Source organism: Pyrinomonadaceae bacterium (genome assembly GCA_036277115.1).
GTDB lineage: Bacteria > Acidobacteriota > Blastocatellia > Pyrinomonadales > Pyrinomonadaceae > UBA11740.
The window spans coordinates 123,715-139,124 of sequence record DASUNM010000002.1 but is presented as its reverse complement, the minus strand read 5'-3'; the positions used below and the strand labels follow the sequence as shown (position 1 = coordinate 139,124).

Genomic DNA, 15,410 nt, shown 5'->3' with positions numbered 1-15,410 from the left:
CGGTCAAAACGTTTGTTGCACTTGAACGAGTCCAGCATCAAACCTGTAATCAGAACTTCGCAAAACCACCTATGACGGTAAAAGAAGCCCAGTAATACGGGTGTCGGTAGCGCGAGTCCTGCCTCAGCAGCATCTCTCGTTGCGCTTTCGCCAAAGCCTGTGCGGTCGACATGGTTTGCACTCGATTCTGGTGAAAGCTGATCATCAACTCCGCAGTGGAATCGGAATCGACGGGCCACATGGTGGCGACTACCAGGGGAACGCGCGCGGCGATAAAGGGTCGCGCGAGACTGATCATGCCCTCTCCCTTGTAATACCGTTCGGCGCCAGTCTGGCATGCCGAGAGCACAACCAAGCGCGAGCGTGAAAGGTCCATCAGATAAATGTCAGATGCTGATAGGACCTCGCGTACTGGCGGCTTTGCTTTGGCAAACAGTAGTTTTGACCGCAAAGGAAATCGCTCGTCGAGCACTGAGTGAAGCGCCAGATGAATCACATTGGATTTTCCCATCGCCCTGCTGGCGGCCGTGGCTGTCGCCCCAGCCTCGATCAAAGGGTTCTGCGAACCATACAGCTTTGCAACTTGATTGGCTTCTCGCGCTGCCGCGGGCAGATCTGGCAATTGGGGATTTTCAGCTCGATCAAATGTGGGATTCCCGACGCTCAGCACGATCTCACGCGATCCTGTTTCTTTGAGGCGTGCCATTTCAGAGCACAATATGAAAATCGTCGAACTCGGCGAGATCTGGAGGACGTAGTCCTGAATCAAATATCGTCCTACCGGCGACTTGAGTGCCGCGAACTGCAACAGGTTCAGCACCTTGTCGGGCACGATGAGAAGTTGGCGACTAGGATCCAATCGTGATGCTATTGGGTCGATAAGGATTTCAAACAATTCCCGTGCGCCGGTCTCATCGGACTGCCCGTCGAAGCCGGGCCTTTTGCTTATGACATTCAGATAGCCGAGGACTTTCTTCGTCAACTCATTCGCACTGATCGCCTGGCTGAAACACTCCAAGCCTCGGTCTCGGGAAATAACCCAGATGAGCAGTTTGTCTTCCAGCACAGCGTATTGGGCCAGTTGCACTTCGAGCGGCAAGCGCAATTGAATCTCACTAACGCTCAGTGGCTTCGCTAAGGACTCGAACACCAAAGTCAGGCCGCGATCAACTTTTAGGTTGCGGGTATCGCGATTAGTCAGGTCAAGAAGAGAGCGACCGCGCGAATTCTCCGAGTACTGGAAAGCTTGCTCGTTATTCTTTTGTGAGTGCTCGAACTCGATCGCCGTGTCATAAATGCTTTGTTCAGTATCGAAGAATCTTTCTCTGGTGTTTTCTTCGAACACCTGGTTTCGGTACTTCTCGACCAGGTTGATGGCCGTCGATATTTCATCTTTCGCAAGCGCGTCGTTCTTGACTGCGCGATAGCACAGGAGCCGCCCTTTGTGCGCTTGGTAAAGATGTGTCGGCATTGCCAACGCGGTATAAATCTCAATGGCTCGAGTGTAATTCCCGATCGCCAGATCAAATTCACCTGACAGCCGCGCCGCATTAGCAATCTGTAAGCTCGCGTAAGCCATCAGATTTTGATCGTCCGATCCACCCGCGTGAGCCTTCGCCGTGTCATAAGCCCGTTGAGAATTCCGAAGAGCCTCCCGATAATTACCTAGTTTCCATTGTGTGAGTCCGAGAAAGGAATAATTGGCAGAAATAGCTGCGCTCCGGTCACTTTGAAGAGCGTACTCCAGGGCTAGGTGCTGAGAGTCGGCAGACGCGGCAAACAGATCGGCCGAGGCAAAAGCTATGGCTAACAACCCGTAATGCCTGGCGCCTTGGACCGGATCCAAAGCAATGGAATCGACAATACCGAAACTTTGTTGGGCATAATGAAGGGCGCTTTGGTAGTCACCCAGGTAACGATGAAACTCCATGAGTGAGTCGAAAGCATTTACCAACCCAACCTTATCATTCGTTTGGCGAGCCAAGTCACCGGCCCGATTTGCCGAGTCGATGGCGCGGGAATGCTCGTTAAGCTTGAAATGAATCAAGGACTTCAAATAGAACAATCGACTTAGCATCCAAAGATAACGATTATTCTCGATGCGCAGAACAAGCGGTTCCAGAATAGCGAGACCCGCCGGCTGGTTGTTGAGACGGTAGTAACAAAAGCTAATCCAGTAGTCCGCGACAATCGATTCAGAGTCATCCCCGGCCTGCTCAAACAACTGCCTGGCCTGCTTGAATGTTTCAAGCGAGTCTTGAACTTTGGCTTCTCCCCATCCTTCATGCCCAGCCTTCATCAACGCCCGGGCTTGCGCGACTTGAGTCTTCTGGTTCGGACGGGCTCGCACATAAGATTGAACGAGGTCAGAGAAAAATGAGTCACCAACCTTCTGCTGCGACAAATTTCCGCTGTAGATCAGCGCCGAAAGTTCTGCTTTCGCCTCGTCGTGCGCGCCACGGGCCTCGGCGGCCAGATAGCTGTCCAGCAACTGCTCGACGATAAGATTGCCGCTCCTGTTGTGATAACTACTCAACAGCTCCCAGGCGCCGGCATCGTCACCGATCCGAAAACCGTCGCGAAAACGCTCGAGTTTTTGCTCTTTACTTTCCGATATTTGTTTTCGTTGCTCCTCAAGGAATTTGAGCCGCTGCTTGGCTTCCGCAGCCCATTGAGAGTTTGGATCTTTCTTGAGATACTCACGCCAATCCGCCTCTTCGTCCACACTCGATCTCATGTACTGGTGATAGAGCGCGCGATTGAAGAGTGCTTCTGGAAGACTCCCCGCCCGATTGAGATACTCAAGGCTCTTGGCAAGTTCCATTACCGCGTGACCTGCCGATGCGCTGCTCGGATCGCTCCGAGCGGTTTCAAGATCCCGTTTACCCTTCTCTAACCACGCCGCTCCCAAATCGCTAAGGATCTTTACATTGTTTGCGTCCAACGCCACTGCTTGATCAAGCTGGTCAATTGCCTTGTCAAACTCTCGATTAGCGAGATAGTACTGACCAAGTGCGTGATGAGAAGCTGCGCTGGGATGCTGGTTTACTTCCTTCAGCAGGAGACTGGCGGCGAGGTCGCGTTGCACATAGTCAACCTTCGCCGGCTCACCGCGTTGGTTTGGGATCGGCGCATAGTCGAAGTCCGATAGGCGAGGTTCGGTGGGCCTTTCATCCTTGAAAGCTGTTCGCAGCGCGACTAGACCTTTGTTTAGGTCGGACTGATAAAAGAAGATCCGGTGAATGCCAAAACCGGCGCCTATAACTATTAGGATGGACGCGGCGATGGCCAGGGAACGTGTGTAATTCTTAATGCGTGGCTTGGCGTTTACCAGTTCAGACTTCCGTAGTTTCAGCGCCAGCGCAAATTTCAGTTTGTTCTTTCGCTCCGGCGATTTGAAGAAATAGTCCTCGACTTGCTTGAGCTCTTCGCCTTCAAACTTGCCGCTCACGTAGTCATCGACTGTTTCGTTTACGACAGTGTCGTATTCTTCAGCGAACTCAGGATCGGTGAGCAGACGCAGTTCGACCTGCTCCTCCTCTGCCTCGGTCAGTCGGCCGAGCAGATACTCGGTAATGCTATTTTTATCTGCTCGGGCCATGGTAGATGTCTGGGGTTAGGGCCTCGCTATTTACTATGTCTTGGGCGAGGGGTTTTGTTTTTCTTAAACTTTGAACGCATTTGCGCACACATTCCTCCAGATCAGTCCTGATACGATGAGCCCGGCCACGTAAGGCGCCTTTGGTAATGCCGAGTTCCTCAGCCATGTTTCTGTGAACCGCAATCTTGTCGCCACCGTCGTAGACGTGGTAGTCAAGGATAAGGGCTCGTTTCCCGGCGTCTAAGAACTGTAAGCATCGCATCAGACATTCATACTCATCACTTTTATTCGTAATCCTGATTGACGGGACCGGGATCTCATCCATCGTGATTTCCTTCGGCCGCCACCCCTCGCGCAGGACATTCCTCAAAACACCCCAAAAATAACGCGCCGGCTCCCCGACATAATCTGTCCTGATTTTTGGTAAGCGCCTGATTACTCGGGTGATCACCTCGTCTGTAAAATCCTCGGCCCGCGCGAACCCTTCTCTCACAAAAATCCTCGTCAGGCCAGCATGAATAGACAGATATTTCCGTCCCGCTGAATCGCGGTCGTTAGGATCTAACCAGCTTAGTAATTCTTCGAAATCCCCTTGTGAGAAATCCAAGTTAACTCCCTGAACCAAACCACATATGCTGGATTCTTGCGGAAACCGCTACGCGCGGCTGATTCGAACTTGGGTCGGAGCTGAGAACGGCGAGAAATTAACTCAGACCACTGTCAATAGCAAGGACTATTACAGGCGAACTGAAATCAGGAAAGTGTTAGCTTTACTCGTGTGAAAAGGATGCGAAGACCTACAAGCGGCGCAACCTCGGAACGCGCGCCACGAAAGAAATGCAAAGAAACACGAACGCGCCGCGCAATGACTTCAGCGGGACTGCCGTTTCCACCAACTCGTGTGCTTAAATGTCACGCACCACATTTTAATGACTGACTTTCTCTCGCAACTCAATCCCCAGCAACGCGAAGCGGTGACCACCGGCGATGGGCCGCTCCTGATTCTGGCGGGCGCAGGATCAGGGAAGACGCGCGTGATCGCTAACCGCATCGCTTATCTGATCGCGGAGCGCGGTGTCTGGCCGCGCAACATTCTCGCGGTCACTTTCACGAACAAAGCCGCTGAGGAAATGCGCAAACGCGTGAGTAAACTGATTGAAGGTTTGGAAATCGGCAGTACGCCGCTGATTTCGACTTTTCACAGTCTGTGCGTGCGCATTCTGCGCAGAGACATAGAGGCCCTGGATGCGGGCTACACGCGCTCGTTCACGATTTACGATCAGGATGACACGGTCCGTCTGACGCGAAACTGCATTCGCGACCTCGGCATCGATGACAAGCAACTTGCACCTCGTTCGGTGCATGCCGCGATCAGTGCCGCCAAGAATCGCGGCGAAGATGCTGAGGCGTTTGCGGCCAAAGCGCAGTACGTCGACGAACGCCGGGCCTCGATCGCGCGCGTGTTCCAGCTTTACGAAGAGCGTTTGCACAAGAACAATGCTTTGGATTTCGACGACCTATTGATTAAGACCGTGCGTTTGCTGCGCGATGTGCAGCAGGTGCGAGAACGCTACAACGATCGCTTTGAGTATTTACTTGTTGACGAATATCAGGACACAAACCAGCTTCAATTCGCGCTAATCCGGCTGCTCACTGAGCATCACCAGAACATCTGTGTGGTGGGAGATCCGGATCAATCAATTTATCGCTGGCGTGGCGCGGACATCAAAAACATTCTCAAATTTGAAGAGCATTTTCCGTCAGCGAAAGTGATTCGCCTCGAAGAGAATTATCGTTCAACCCAGAACATCCTCGCCCTCGCCAGCGGCGTGATCAAACACAACATCGAGCGCAAGGAAAAAGCGCTTTGGACTCAGAATCCGGCCGGCGAAAAGATTCGCTACTATCAGGCCCTCGATGCTGACGTGGAAGCGCGCTTTGTCGCCGGGAAGATTCAAGAGCATCTGCGCGCAGACCGCGATGTGCGCACCGCCGTGCTCTACCGCACCAATTCTCAATCGCGTGTGTTTGAAGAGGCGATGCGGCGCGCCGGTCTGCCATACAACATCGTGGGCGGCTTTTCGTTCTACGAACGAATGGAAGTGCGCGACATCATCGCGTATCTGAAGCTGGCACTGAATCCGAATGACTCGATCGCCTTGCAGCGGGTCATAAACACTCCGCCGCGCGGCATCGGGAAAGTAACGCTCGATGAAATTGAGATTCGCGCCCGCGAGGCCGGTAAGTCTTATTGGGATGCGATCTCGGAACTACTGAGTGAGGGCGATCGGCTCTCACCGCGCGCGATCACTTCGTTGACGAACTTCCAGCGCATCATTCGAGAGCTTGGCGCCAAAGCGAAAGACTTCGGTGCCACGGCCGAGGGGGCGTCTGAGATCGAATCAACCTCACCCGTTTCAGATCTGGTGAAAGCGGCAATCATCGAGACCGGCTACGAGAATGCTTTGAAGTCGGAAGACAGCGAGGAATCCGAAGGCCGGCTGGAAAACCTCCAGGAACTCGTCAACGCCGCGGTGGATTACGACGAGCAGGGGCCGGACGGCATTCGTGAGTTTATCGATCACTCAGCCCTGGTCGCCGACACGGACCAATACAAAGCTGACGTGCCTGTCACCCTGATGACTGCGCACTCGGCCAAGGGGCTCGAGTTCCCTGTCATTTTCATCGTCGGTTTGGAAGACGGTCTGTTCCCGCACTCGCGTTCGCTAAGCGACTCGTCGGACATCGAAGAAGAGCGCCGGCTCTGCTACGTGGCGATGACGCGAGCCGAACGGTTTCTATACGTAACGCACGCGGTGAAGCGGAGGGTGTACGGCGAAGAGCTCGCGTCTGAGCCCTCGCAGTTTCTCAACGAAATGCCGCTCGAGTTGATTGAAGATCTGTCCCACGGCCGGTCCTGGCTTTCCTTTGCTCGGGGCTCGACAGGGGTGGGCGACGGGCAATTGGCCGCTCATCGAGAGAACAAAGCGCGGGCCCGGTACGAAGGAAAGACCTACGACAGCGCGCAATCAGTGGCGGATTTTTTCAAGACCCGAGCGGCCCGCATGGGCCAGCCGGAGAACTTCCGATCTCCAAGAAAGCCTGAACAAACCGCGCAAAGCAGCCCGGCCGCGGACGCCCTGCCAGGGTCGTATGTGCGTCATGCGAAGTACGGACGGGGCTTAGTTCTGCGTCGGGAAGGCTCCGGCGACCAAACCAAGTTGACCGTCAGTTTTCCCGGCTACGGCCAGAAGAAATTGGTTGAAAAGTACGCCGGGCTGGAAAAAGCTTAACCATTCCACTAGTTACTCCGACACTTGGAAATTCACCGGCCGGAATCACAACTCACCCACAAAGTTTTTGCAATGAAATCGTACACTGCTGAGGGCACCGTTCGGTGGACATGCCCAGATCGGTGTGCTAGCCTTTTCCCCGGTTCACAGGCGAACTCTCACAAAAGGGTTCGCTTTCTTTTTGAATTCTTAGAGTTTTTCTAGCTTTAGTCATCGCCGCCCGACGTGGGCGACTGACAGGTCTTTTCAGCGCAGCGTTACAGAGAACTAAGCCCTAGCTTCGGCTTTCACTGCTTCAGTCTCCAAGCCGGAGGACGAGTCACAGAAACCAGACTCGCGCGCCCGCTGCTGAAAAGTTGGCACAAAACATCGGACAGGAGAACCCGACTTGAAGAAGTTATCCATCATTCTGGGAAGCGCTTTTGGTGTGCTTCTCGTCTTTTCAGTAATTTCCTACGCCCAAAAGTACATGCCGCAAGACCCGAAGCCGGCCGTTAAGCAGGAGCTGGTTCTGGAAGTCGCGGGTCAAATCCCTGAGGACGAACCGGCGCCCGTTGAGGCGCCGAAGCCTGCCCCGGTAGCCAAGCTGATTGACGTTATCGAGAGGCCGACGGAAACCTACTCGGCCACCGCTTACAGCCTGCGCGGCCGGACGGCCAGCGGGCAGTACGTTTCGCGCGGATTGATTGCGGCCGACCCAAGACATCTGCCGCTTGGCACCCGTGTTCGACTGGATGCCGGGCCGTGGAGTGGCGAGTACCTGGTCGCCGACACCGGCGGCGCGATCAAGGGACGTAAAATCGACATCTGGACTCCATCAACACGGGAAGCCCTCCAGTTCGGTCGCCGTAATGTGAAGCTGACGGTCCTCGCGCTGCCGGTCAAACGCTCCAAGACAAAAGCGACGCGCGCGCGCGTGGTGACGACGCCACCAGCAGAGGCAACGACTGCGAAGCAGTAACGAGTAAACCGCAGCGTTCATTCAACGAATTCACAAAACAGTGTCGATTGAAAGCGGGAGCAATCCCGCTTTTCTTTTTTCTCGCGGCAACATTAAGATGCTGGCATCGTGACCAACACAGATTGCGCAGCTCCTCTGGTCGAAGTGTGGCGCGGATCGCTTATCGAATCGTTGCACCGCGGTCACTTAGTCGCCGTCGATAGCCACGGCAAAACGGTGGCAGAACTCGGTGCGCCGGAAACGGTCACTTTCTTTCGCTCCTCAGGCAAACCATTCCAGGCAATCCCGCTAATCACTTCAGGCGCCGCCGATCGCTTTGGCTTTACTGACCGGGAGATTGCCATCGCCTGCGGATCTCACAGTGGGGAATCCCTTCATGTCGAAACCGTCCAATCGATGCTGAGGAAGATCGGCATAGGTGAAGACGCACTTAAGTGCGGCGTGCATGAGCCGTTTAGTGTCGACGTCGCGCGCGAACTCACCCGGAAGCAGCAACCGCCCAGCGTTCTGCAAAACAACTGTTCGGGTAAGCATGCAGGGATGCTTGCCGTTGCGAAGCACCTCGGCGCGCCGTTCGAGAGTTATGACGAGCCTTCACATCCGGTTCAGCAGTTGATTTTGCAGACTGTCTCGAAGTTTTCGGCCATTCCTGCGAATCACATTGTGATTGGAACGGACGGCTGCGCCGCTCCAGTTTTCGGCATGCCGGTGCGCGCGATGGCGTTGATGTATGCCCGGCTGGTGAATCCCTCGGCAGATTTCGAGCCGTCGGTGCAAGACGCTGGCCGCCGCATCGTCAATGCCATGATCCAGTTTCCGGAAATGGTCGGGGGCACTAAAGATCGCTTGGATACCGAAATGATGCGCGCCGGAAGTGGCCGTCTTATTTCGAAAATCGGCGCAGAAGGCGTGTACACAGTCGGCGTTTTGCCCTGTGCCGATTGGCCAGATGGGCTGGGTTTTGCACTAAAAGTCGAGGACGGCGACGACCGGCGTGCGCGACCGCCAGCCGTGATTGAAGCCCTCCGCCAACTGGCCGTTCTCAGTGATAACGAGATCACGGCGCTCGCGACGTACGCGCCAACGCCCATCACAAACAGAAGAGGTGATCGTGTTGGCGAGGCGCGTGCGGCGTTCACTCTCAACGTCACCCGTCACAAATGAGCACCCCAACCACCCAGCCAAACGAACCTGTTCTCTTGCGCGATGCCGGCGGCCGCATCGACTACGATTCAATTCCGGACGTCATTCAGTGGTTCCTCGACTTTGACGAACGAGTCGCCATCATCAAGCATCCGAAGATCGAAGAGCTCTTTCAGTGGAAGCAGCAACAAAGTCGTGACGCCGGTGAAGAAGTCTTCAATTTCTGTCGCGCCGAGGATCGTCTGGCGATTGGTATCATTCAATCGCTCGCGCACCACCCGACTGAGGAAGCCCTGCACGGGTGGATTGGCCAGCTGCTGAACGCTCTCGATACAGCTTCGAAAGCAACTGAGAACGTCGCGCAGGCTTACGCTCTGGAAATGAATCAAGCTTCCGTCGTGTCAGAGTCGGCCAAGATCCCTGCGGCGTCGGAACGCGCTGACTTTCTCTTCAATTGCTGGGTCGAGACGCTATGCACGGCCGAATTGCGCGTGCTCGGCTGGCTCTACCAAGAGTTTTACCACCGCCCTTTCCATCCCAATAGCTTCTGACGCACGAGTCCGCGAGCGGTTTTAGTGCAAAAGTATTGTCGTCTGTACCGAACACTTACAACGCGATCGCAATAGTTCGATATCCGCTAAAACGCGACCTTGCCTTTTCTTCAGAAAAATCAAAATGAGTGCGACGCGAAAGCGCTGGCACAACCGTTGCTAAAGCTGGTCTCGACTAAGATGGACAGAAGCTAAATCGGGTCAAGGCTCTGAGACAAGTTGAGAGGCGCTTTGGGGGAGGCGCTTCACATCTTAAAAGTGATGGCGGCTCTTTCGGGGGAACAGGGTTGCCAGGACAGTCGCAGAGCACAAAGGCAGGGCTGCTGATAAACGGCTTGCAGAGGCTAGGGGGAGCCTCGCAGGAATTATCAGCAGCCCTAAGCCTTTTTGGGGACGACCATCTACGATTTGTTTAGGCGGGCGTTGCCCGCCTTTTTGCTGCCTGCTACACTCACGTTCCGTTCTACTATTCACGTTCACAATTTACGAAATCACTAACCTGTGTCTGCTCCAAACATCGAGACCATCGTTTCTCTGGCGAAGCGTCGCGGCTTCGTTTATCCATCTTCGGAAATCTACGGCGGCCTTGGCAGTGCGTGGGACTACGGGCCGCTGGGTATTGAGCTGGCCAACAATGTGCGCCAGGCATGGTGGCGCTGGATGGTTTACGAGCGCGACGACATCGAAGGCCTCGATTCGTCGATCATCCTGAATCGGCTGGCCTGGAAATATTCCGGACACGAAGATACGTTTAGCGATCCGCTGGTTGATTGTAAGGAATGTCATAGCCGTTGGCGCGCGGACAAACTCGAAGGCGGGAAGTGTCCGAACTGCGGCTCGACGAATCTCACCGAGCCCAGGCCTTTTAACCTCATGTTTCGCACGCACGTCGGTGCGACGTCGGAAGACGATCCCGCTTCTCTCGTCTATCTTCGTCCCGAAACCGCCCAGGGCATATTCATTAATTTTCTTAACGTGCTGAACACCAGCCGGCGCAAACTGCCTTTCGGTGTCGCGCAGATCGGTAAATCGTTTCGCAACGAAGTCACGCCCGGCAACTTCATCTTTCGCACGCGCGAGTTCGAACAGATGGAAATGGAATACTTCGTTAAGCCCGGCGAAGACGAAACTTCTCATCAGGAGTGGATCGACGCCTGCAATCAATGGTTCCAGAACATTGGCATCTCCAGCGCGAACCTGCGGTTATATGAACAACCGAAAGAAGAGTTAGCTCATTACGCAAAGCGCACGGTGGACATTCAGTACCGCTTCTTTCCTGAGCGTGAAGAAGACGAGCGTCAATGGGATGAGCTGATGGGCATCGCGAATCGCACCGATTTCGATCTGAAGACGCACTCAAAGAAACCTGAAGACGCAGAAGGCAAGCGGCTGAATCCGGATTCCACGGACGACCTTTCGTACTTTGACGAGCAGACGAAGCAGCGTTTCTATCCGTACGTAATTGAACCGGCCGCCGGCGTCAATCGCACAGTGCTGGCGCTCTTAATGGACGCCTATTCGGAAAGGACCAATGATAAGGGCGAGATGCGCGTCATTCTGAAGCTTCATCACTCGATGGCGCCAATCAAAGTTGCAGTCCTCCCGCTGGCCAAGAACAAACCCGAGATCGTCGGCATGGCGAAAGCCATCAAACGCTCTCTGCAGCCGGTTATGCGCGCGGTTTACGACGACACCGGCGGCATCGGCAAGCTGTATGCCCGACAGGACGAGATCGGCACGCCATTCTGCGTCACGGTCGATCACCAGTCGCTGGAAGATGAAGCGGTGACCGTACGTGATCGCGATACCTGGGAACAGGAGCGGGTGAAAGTTGCCGATCTGCCCACGTATCTGCTTCAGAAGTTCGCCCCAACGCCCGGAGAATCGGGGCAATAACCCAACCGTCACGAAGGCGTGTGATTCAGGAGGAGCATGCCAGTACCAGAAGGAAAGAAAGCAGACCCGAAAGACATCGCGACATCGTTTCTCAAGCTCGCCGCTTCGGGAAAAGTCAGCGAAGCTTTTGAGAAGTATGTCTCGCGGCAAGACTTTCGCCACCACAACCCTCATTTTCCTGGTGATGCGAAGTCGTTAAGAGCGGCCATGATGGAAGCTCACAAGAAGTTTCCGAAAACGACGCTGGAGGTCCAGCGCGTGCTTGAAGGCGACGGTCTGATCGGCGTTCACTCACGAGTGCAACATTCGCAGGACACACAGACAATCGCGGTCGTGCACATCTTTCGATTTGATGAACGGAATCGCATTACCGAACTTTGGGACGTAGCGATGGAAGCCCCGCAGGATTCGCCCAACGAGAACGGAATGTTTTGAGTTTGGTCGCGGCCCGGGGTTCGGGGCAGTAGCCCAACCGTAAGGGAGGGCGTCTGCGTTAGCGGACGATTTTTTGTAGCCCAGCGCTTCAGCGCTGGGAGCCGAGTGAGTGGAAGATAAAAAGCCCGCGAAGCAGGCGACAGAGCGATGCAATTTCTGTCGCCCGCTTCGCGGGCTTTTAGTGTTTCGTCATGCTTACCCAGCCCTAAAGGGCTGGGCTACTTTCAAGCGTCTCCTACGCGAACTCAACCAACGATCCGAATCAAGTGATAGTGCTTCGCTCCTTTACGCAGCACCAGCACCTGTCCATCGATAAAGTCCGCCGCGGAGATCGATTTGCGCGCATCATCGGCCCGCACGTTGTTGACAGCCACACCACCGCCCTGCACCAGACGCTTTGCTTCGCCTTTCGACGGTGCTAGTCCCGAAACAACTAATGCGTCGCTCAAGCTAAAACCGTCACCGTCCAGCTTTGATTTCGCGAGCTCCGTAGAAGGCACATCGGCGAAGATGTCGATAATCTCGCTAACACTCAACCCACTGATCTCTTGGCCAAACAAAACCGCTGACGCGCGCACGGCTTTTTCTAATTCTGTTTCGCCGTGCAGCAGCGCTGTCACTTCCCGCGCCAGTCGCCGTTGCGCTTCGCGTTTCTCCGGCTCGGCCTTAACACTCTGTTCCAACGCCTCGATTTCGTCTTTCGAGAGCCAGGTGAAAAACTTGAGGTACATCACCGCGTCGCGATCATCAGTGTTCAGCCAGAACTGGTAGAAGCGATAGGGCGATGTCAGCTTCGCATCCAGCCACACGGCGCCGGCTTCGGTCTTCCCGAACTTCACGCCAGTTGCCGCAGTGACGAGCGGAAAGACCAGCCCGTGTGTGCGCGCGCTGCGCAGACGCCTAATCAGATCGATGCCCGCGAGAATGTTGCCCCACTGGTCGCTGCCGCCCATCTGCAGAGTGCATTTGTGACGATCGTGAAGGACCAGATAGTCGTAAGCCTGCAACAGCGGGTAAGTGAATTCCGTAAACGAGATTCCTTCTTCCGATTCCAGGCGCCGGCTGATCGCTTCTTTGCCGAGCAGATTGTTGACCGTGAAATACTTTCCGACGTCGCGCAGAAACTCCATCATCGTGATCGGCCCGAGCCAATCCGCGTTGTTCACAATTTGGGCGGGGTTGCCCGTCGCCTCAAAATCCAGAAAGCGGCTTAATTGCTCCTTGATTCCGACGAGGTTCGCTTCCACTTGCCCGTGATCCAGAAGTTGGCGCTCTTTCGTCTTTCCACTCGGATCACCAATCAGTCCGGTGCCGCCGCCCGCAATCGCAATCGGCGTATGACCGAATCGCTGCAGACGCGCGAGGCCCATGACCGGCAGAAGCGATCCGACATGCAGGCTGGGCGCGGACGGATCGAAGCCGATGTACGCCGTGACCTTTTCCTTTGCAAGCACGTCGCGCAGATCAGGCGTCGCTTCGTACAGCATGCCGCGCCATTCAAACTCGTCGTAGAGGTTCATACTTGAAGAACAGGTCAGTACCACCTGCATAAGCGGATGGGTTATCGATCAATCTTTGAACACTTGACCCAATGAGTTCGCGGGCATGATAACAAACTCGGCGGGAACAGGCTTGCCAAGATCGGTTTGATCGAGTATTGAAGCGGCCATGAATCGACGTGAATTTGGTTTAGGACTGGCGACGGCCACCGGCGGCGTCATGTTGAGGCGGTCGCGCGCGATCGCTCAAGGTTCAGGCACCGTGCGCGTTAATGGGACGCGTCTCAACGCCAACCTGCAGGCCCTCGCAGAGTTCGGAAAGAACCCGCAGGGCGGCGTGTCGCGTCTCGCTTACAGCGAAGCGGATCGACAGGGGCGCGAGTACGTGATGGGGCTGATGCGCGCAGCAAAGCTCGATGTATCGATCGACGCCGCGGGAAATATCATCGGCCGGCGCCATGCAGCGGGCGGTGAAACCAAGATGCCGCCGCTGGTTTTGGGCTCGCACATTGACAGCGTTCCGGACGGTGGCAATTACGACGGCGACGTCGGCTCATTGGGCGCGATTGAAGTTGCTCAAACCCTCGCGGAAAACAACATCAAACCGAACCGCCCGCTCGAAGTGATCATTTTTCAAAATGAAGAGGGCGGTTTGATCGGGAGCGGGGCGATCAGCGGAGTGTTGACTGAAAAAGAACTCGATCTCGTAAGCCGCAGCGGCAAGACGATTCGCGAAGGCATTAAATTTATCGGTGGTGATCCCGCAAAGATTGCTTCAGTTCGTCGCCGGCCCCAGAGCATCGCCGCCTACCTCGAGTTGCACATCGAACAGGGTGGCGTCCTTGACGCGGAAAAGATCGACATCGGCGTCGTCGAAGGCATCGTCGGTATCAACTGGTGGGACGTGACGATTGAAGGCTTCGCGAATCACGCGGGCACGACACCGATGAACAACCGCCAGGACGCGCTGCTGGCTGCCGCGAAATTTATCGAGGCCGTCAATCGCGTGGTGACTGGTGTGCCCGGGCGTCAGGTCGGTACGGTCGGTCGCATTCAGGCTTTGCCTGGCGCGCCTAACGTAATTCCCGGCAAGGTTGTTCTGAGTCTTGAGCTGCGCGACCTGGACGCTGCGAAGATTCTGACTCTCTATCAAAAGATTCGCGCGGAAGCCGATCAGATCGCCAGGACAAACAAAGTCACTTTCGACTTCAAAGAGATCAACACAAACATTCCCGCGCCCACCGACCCAACGATTCGCCGCCTTATCGATCAATCGGCAAAGGAATTGGGATTGACTACGAAAGTGATGCCGAGTGGCGCCGGTCACGACGCACAGGACATGGCGCGCCTCGGGCCGGTCGGCATGATTTTTATTCCCAGTGTGGGCGGGATTAGCCACTCACCGAAGGAATTCTCGCGCCCGAAGGACATTGAGAATGGCGCGAATGTACTCCTGCAGACTGTGCAAAAACTGGATCTGAACAAGCTTTGATCATGTTTCCCGCTTTTCTATTTCTGGCGCGTAAGTTGTTTTGGGATTAAAATCAACGGCAATTAAGGTCTCGCGCCGCTGGGAGGGTAAGTCATGAAACAACGAATGTTTGGGTTATGTGTTCTCATTCTGGCGATGGTGAGCCTGCCAGTTGGGAACCCTGGTGCTTCGGGGAGTTTGACGAAATGTACTGCTCTACCCAAGCCATTGACACTTGCAAAGCCACGAAGCGGCCCACAAAAGGTTACGGGAACAGTCCCAGCCAGAAGCTCGATTGATTATTACGTTGCGAACCTGAAGGCAGACGCAAACGTGGAGATCAAGGTAACTGACTCTGCGTTAAAATTTGAAATTTATTCACTCGGGCCGTCAACAAAGATTACGAAGAACGTTAACTGGTGGCAGGACAAACTCTACTCCGGAAGGAAATATGTATTAGCAATTAACAATTGCACGAGCAAGACATCGAGCCGCTATCAGCTCGCGATAACCTGGAAGTGAGATGAACTAAAAGAACGGCGATCGTGGTCGGGAAAGTG

General features: G+C 54.9%; 11 protein-coding genes. 8 read left to right on the top strand and 3 right to left on the bottom strand.

Annotated features, from left to right (window positions below; genetic code table 11):
• Positions 1 to 49 precede the first annotated feature (49 nt).
• The gene (locus VFX97_00660) at positions 50 to 3,601 is read right to left on the bottom strand and encodes a CHAT domain-containing protein (protein HEX5701709.1); all 3,552 of its coding nucleotides are present in this window, start codon (positions 3,599 to 3,601) and stop codon (positions 50 to 52) included.
• Positions 3,585 to 4,208: a hypothetical protein gene (locus tag VFX97_00655; GenBank protein ID HEX5701708.1), complete on the bottom strand. Its 624-nt coding sequence runs from the start codon at positions 4,206 to 4,208 to the stop codon at positions 3,585 to 3,587. The genes VFX97_00660 and VFX97_00655 overlap by 17 nt, the downstream gene beginning before the upstream one ends.
• A gap of 322 nt (positions 4,209 to 4,530) precedes the next feature.
• On the opposite strand from VFX97_00655, the gene VFX97_00650 reads away from it, so the two are divergent.
• The 6 genes from VFX97_00650 to VFX97_00625 all read left to right on the top strand — a co-directional run bounded on the left by VFX97_00650 (position 4,531) and on the right by VFX97_00625 (position 11,880).
• Positions 4,531 to 6,894, top strand: a complete 2,364-nt coding sequence (locus VFX97_00650; GenBank protein HEX5701707.1) for a UvrD-helicase domain-containing protein — start codon at positions 4,531 to 4,533, stop codon at positions 6,892 to 6,894.
• A 388-nt stretch (positions 6,895 to 7,282) separates the two neighbouring features.
• Positions 7,283 to 7,855 carry a 3D domain-containing protein gene (locus VFX97_00645; GenBank protein HEX5701706.1) on the top strand — a complete coding sequence of 191 codons (573 nt, stop codon included), beginning with the start codon at positions 7,283 to 7,285 and terminating at the stop codon, positions 7,853 to 7,855.
• A gap of 108 nt (positions 7,856 to 7,963) precedes the next feature.
• Positions 7,964 to 9,019 (top strand): asparaginase, encoded by a 1,056-nt coding sequence (locus VFX97_00640; GenBank protein ID HEX5701705.1) that lies wholly within the window; start codon positions 7,964 to 7,966, stop codon positions 9,017 to 9,019.
• The gene (locus VFX97_00635) at positions 9,016 to 9,549 is read left to right on the top strand and encodes a hypothetical protein (GenBank protein ID HEX5701704.1); all 534 of its coding nucleotides are present in this window, start codon (positions 9,016 to 9,018) and stop codon (positions 9,547 to 9,549) included. The genes VFX97_00640 and VFX97_00635 overlap by 4 nt, the downstream gene beginning before the upstream one ends.
• Positions 9,550 to 10,050: 501 nt before the next feature.
• Positions 10,051 to 11,445 (top strand): glycine--tRNA ligase, encoded by a 1,395-nt coding sequence (locus VFX97_00630; GenBank protein ID HEX5701703.1) that lies wholly within the window; start codon positions 10,051 to 10,053, stop codon positions 11,443 to 11,445.
• A 36-nt stretch (positions 11,446 to 11,481) separates the two neighbouring features.
• Entirely contained in the window at positions 11,482 to 11,880 is a 399-nt protein-coding gene (locus tag VFX97_00625; protein HEX5701702.1) for a hypothetical protein, read from the top strand.
• A 245-nt stretch (positions 11,881 to 12,125) separates the two neighbouring features.
• Here the strand turns inward: VFX97_00625 and tyrS are convergent, their stop codons facing one another.
• Positions 12,126 to 13,400, bottom strand: coding sequence for a tyrosine--tRNA ligase (tyrS, locus tag VFX97_00620; protein ID HEX5701701.1), 1,275 nt, complete (start codon positions 13,398 to 13,400; stop codon positions 12,126 to 12,128).
• Between the two features lie 148 nt (positions 13,401 to 13,548).
• Between tyrS and VFX97_00615 the strand changes: the two genes are divergently transcribed.
• A complete protein-coding gene (locus tag VFX97_00615; protein HEX5701700.1) occupies positions 13,549 to 14,871 on the top strand; it encodes a M20 family metallo-hydrolase in 1,323 nt (440 codons plus the stop codon).
• 93 nt (positions 14,872 to 14,964) lie between these two features.
• A complete protein-coding gene (locus VFX97_00610) occupies positions 14,965 to 15,372 on the top strand; it encodes a hypothetical protein (GenBank protein HEX5701699.1) in 408 nt (135 codons plus the stop codon).
• Positions 15,373 to 15,410: the final 38 nt, after the last annotated feature.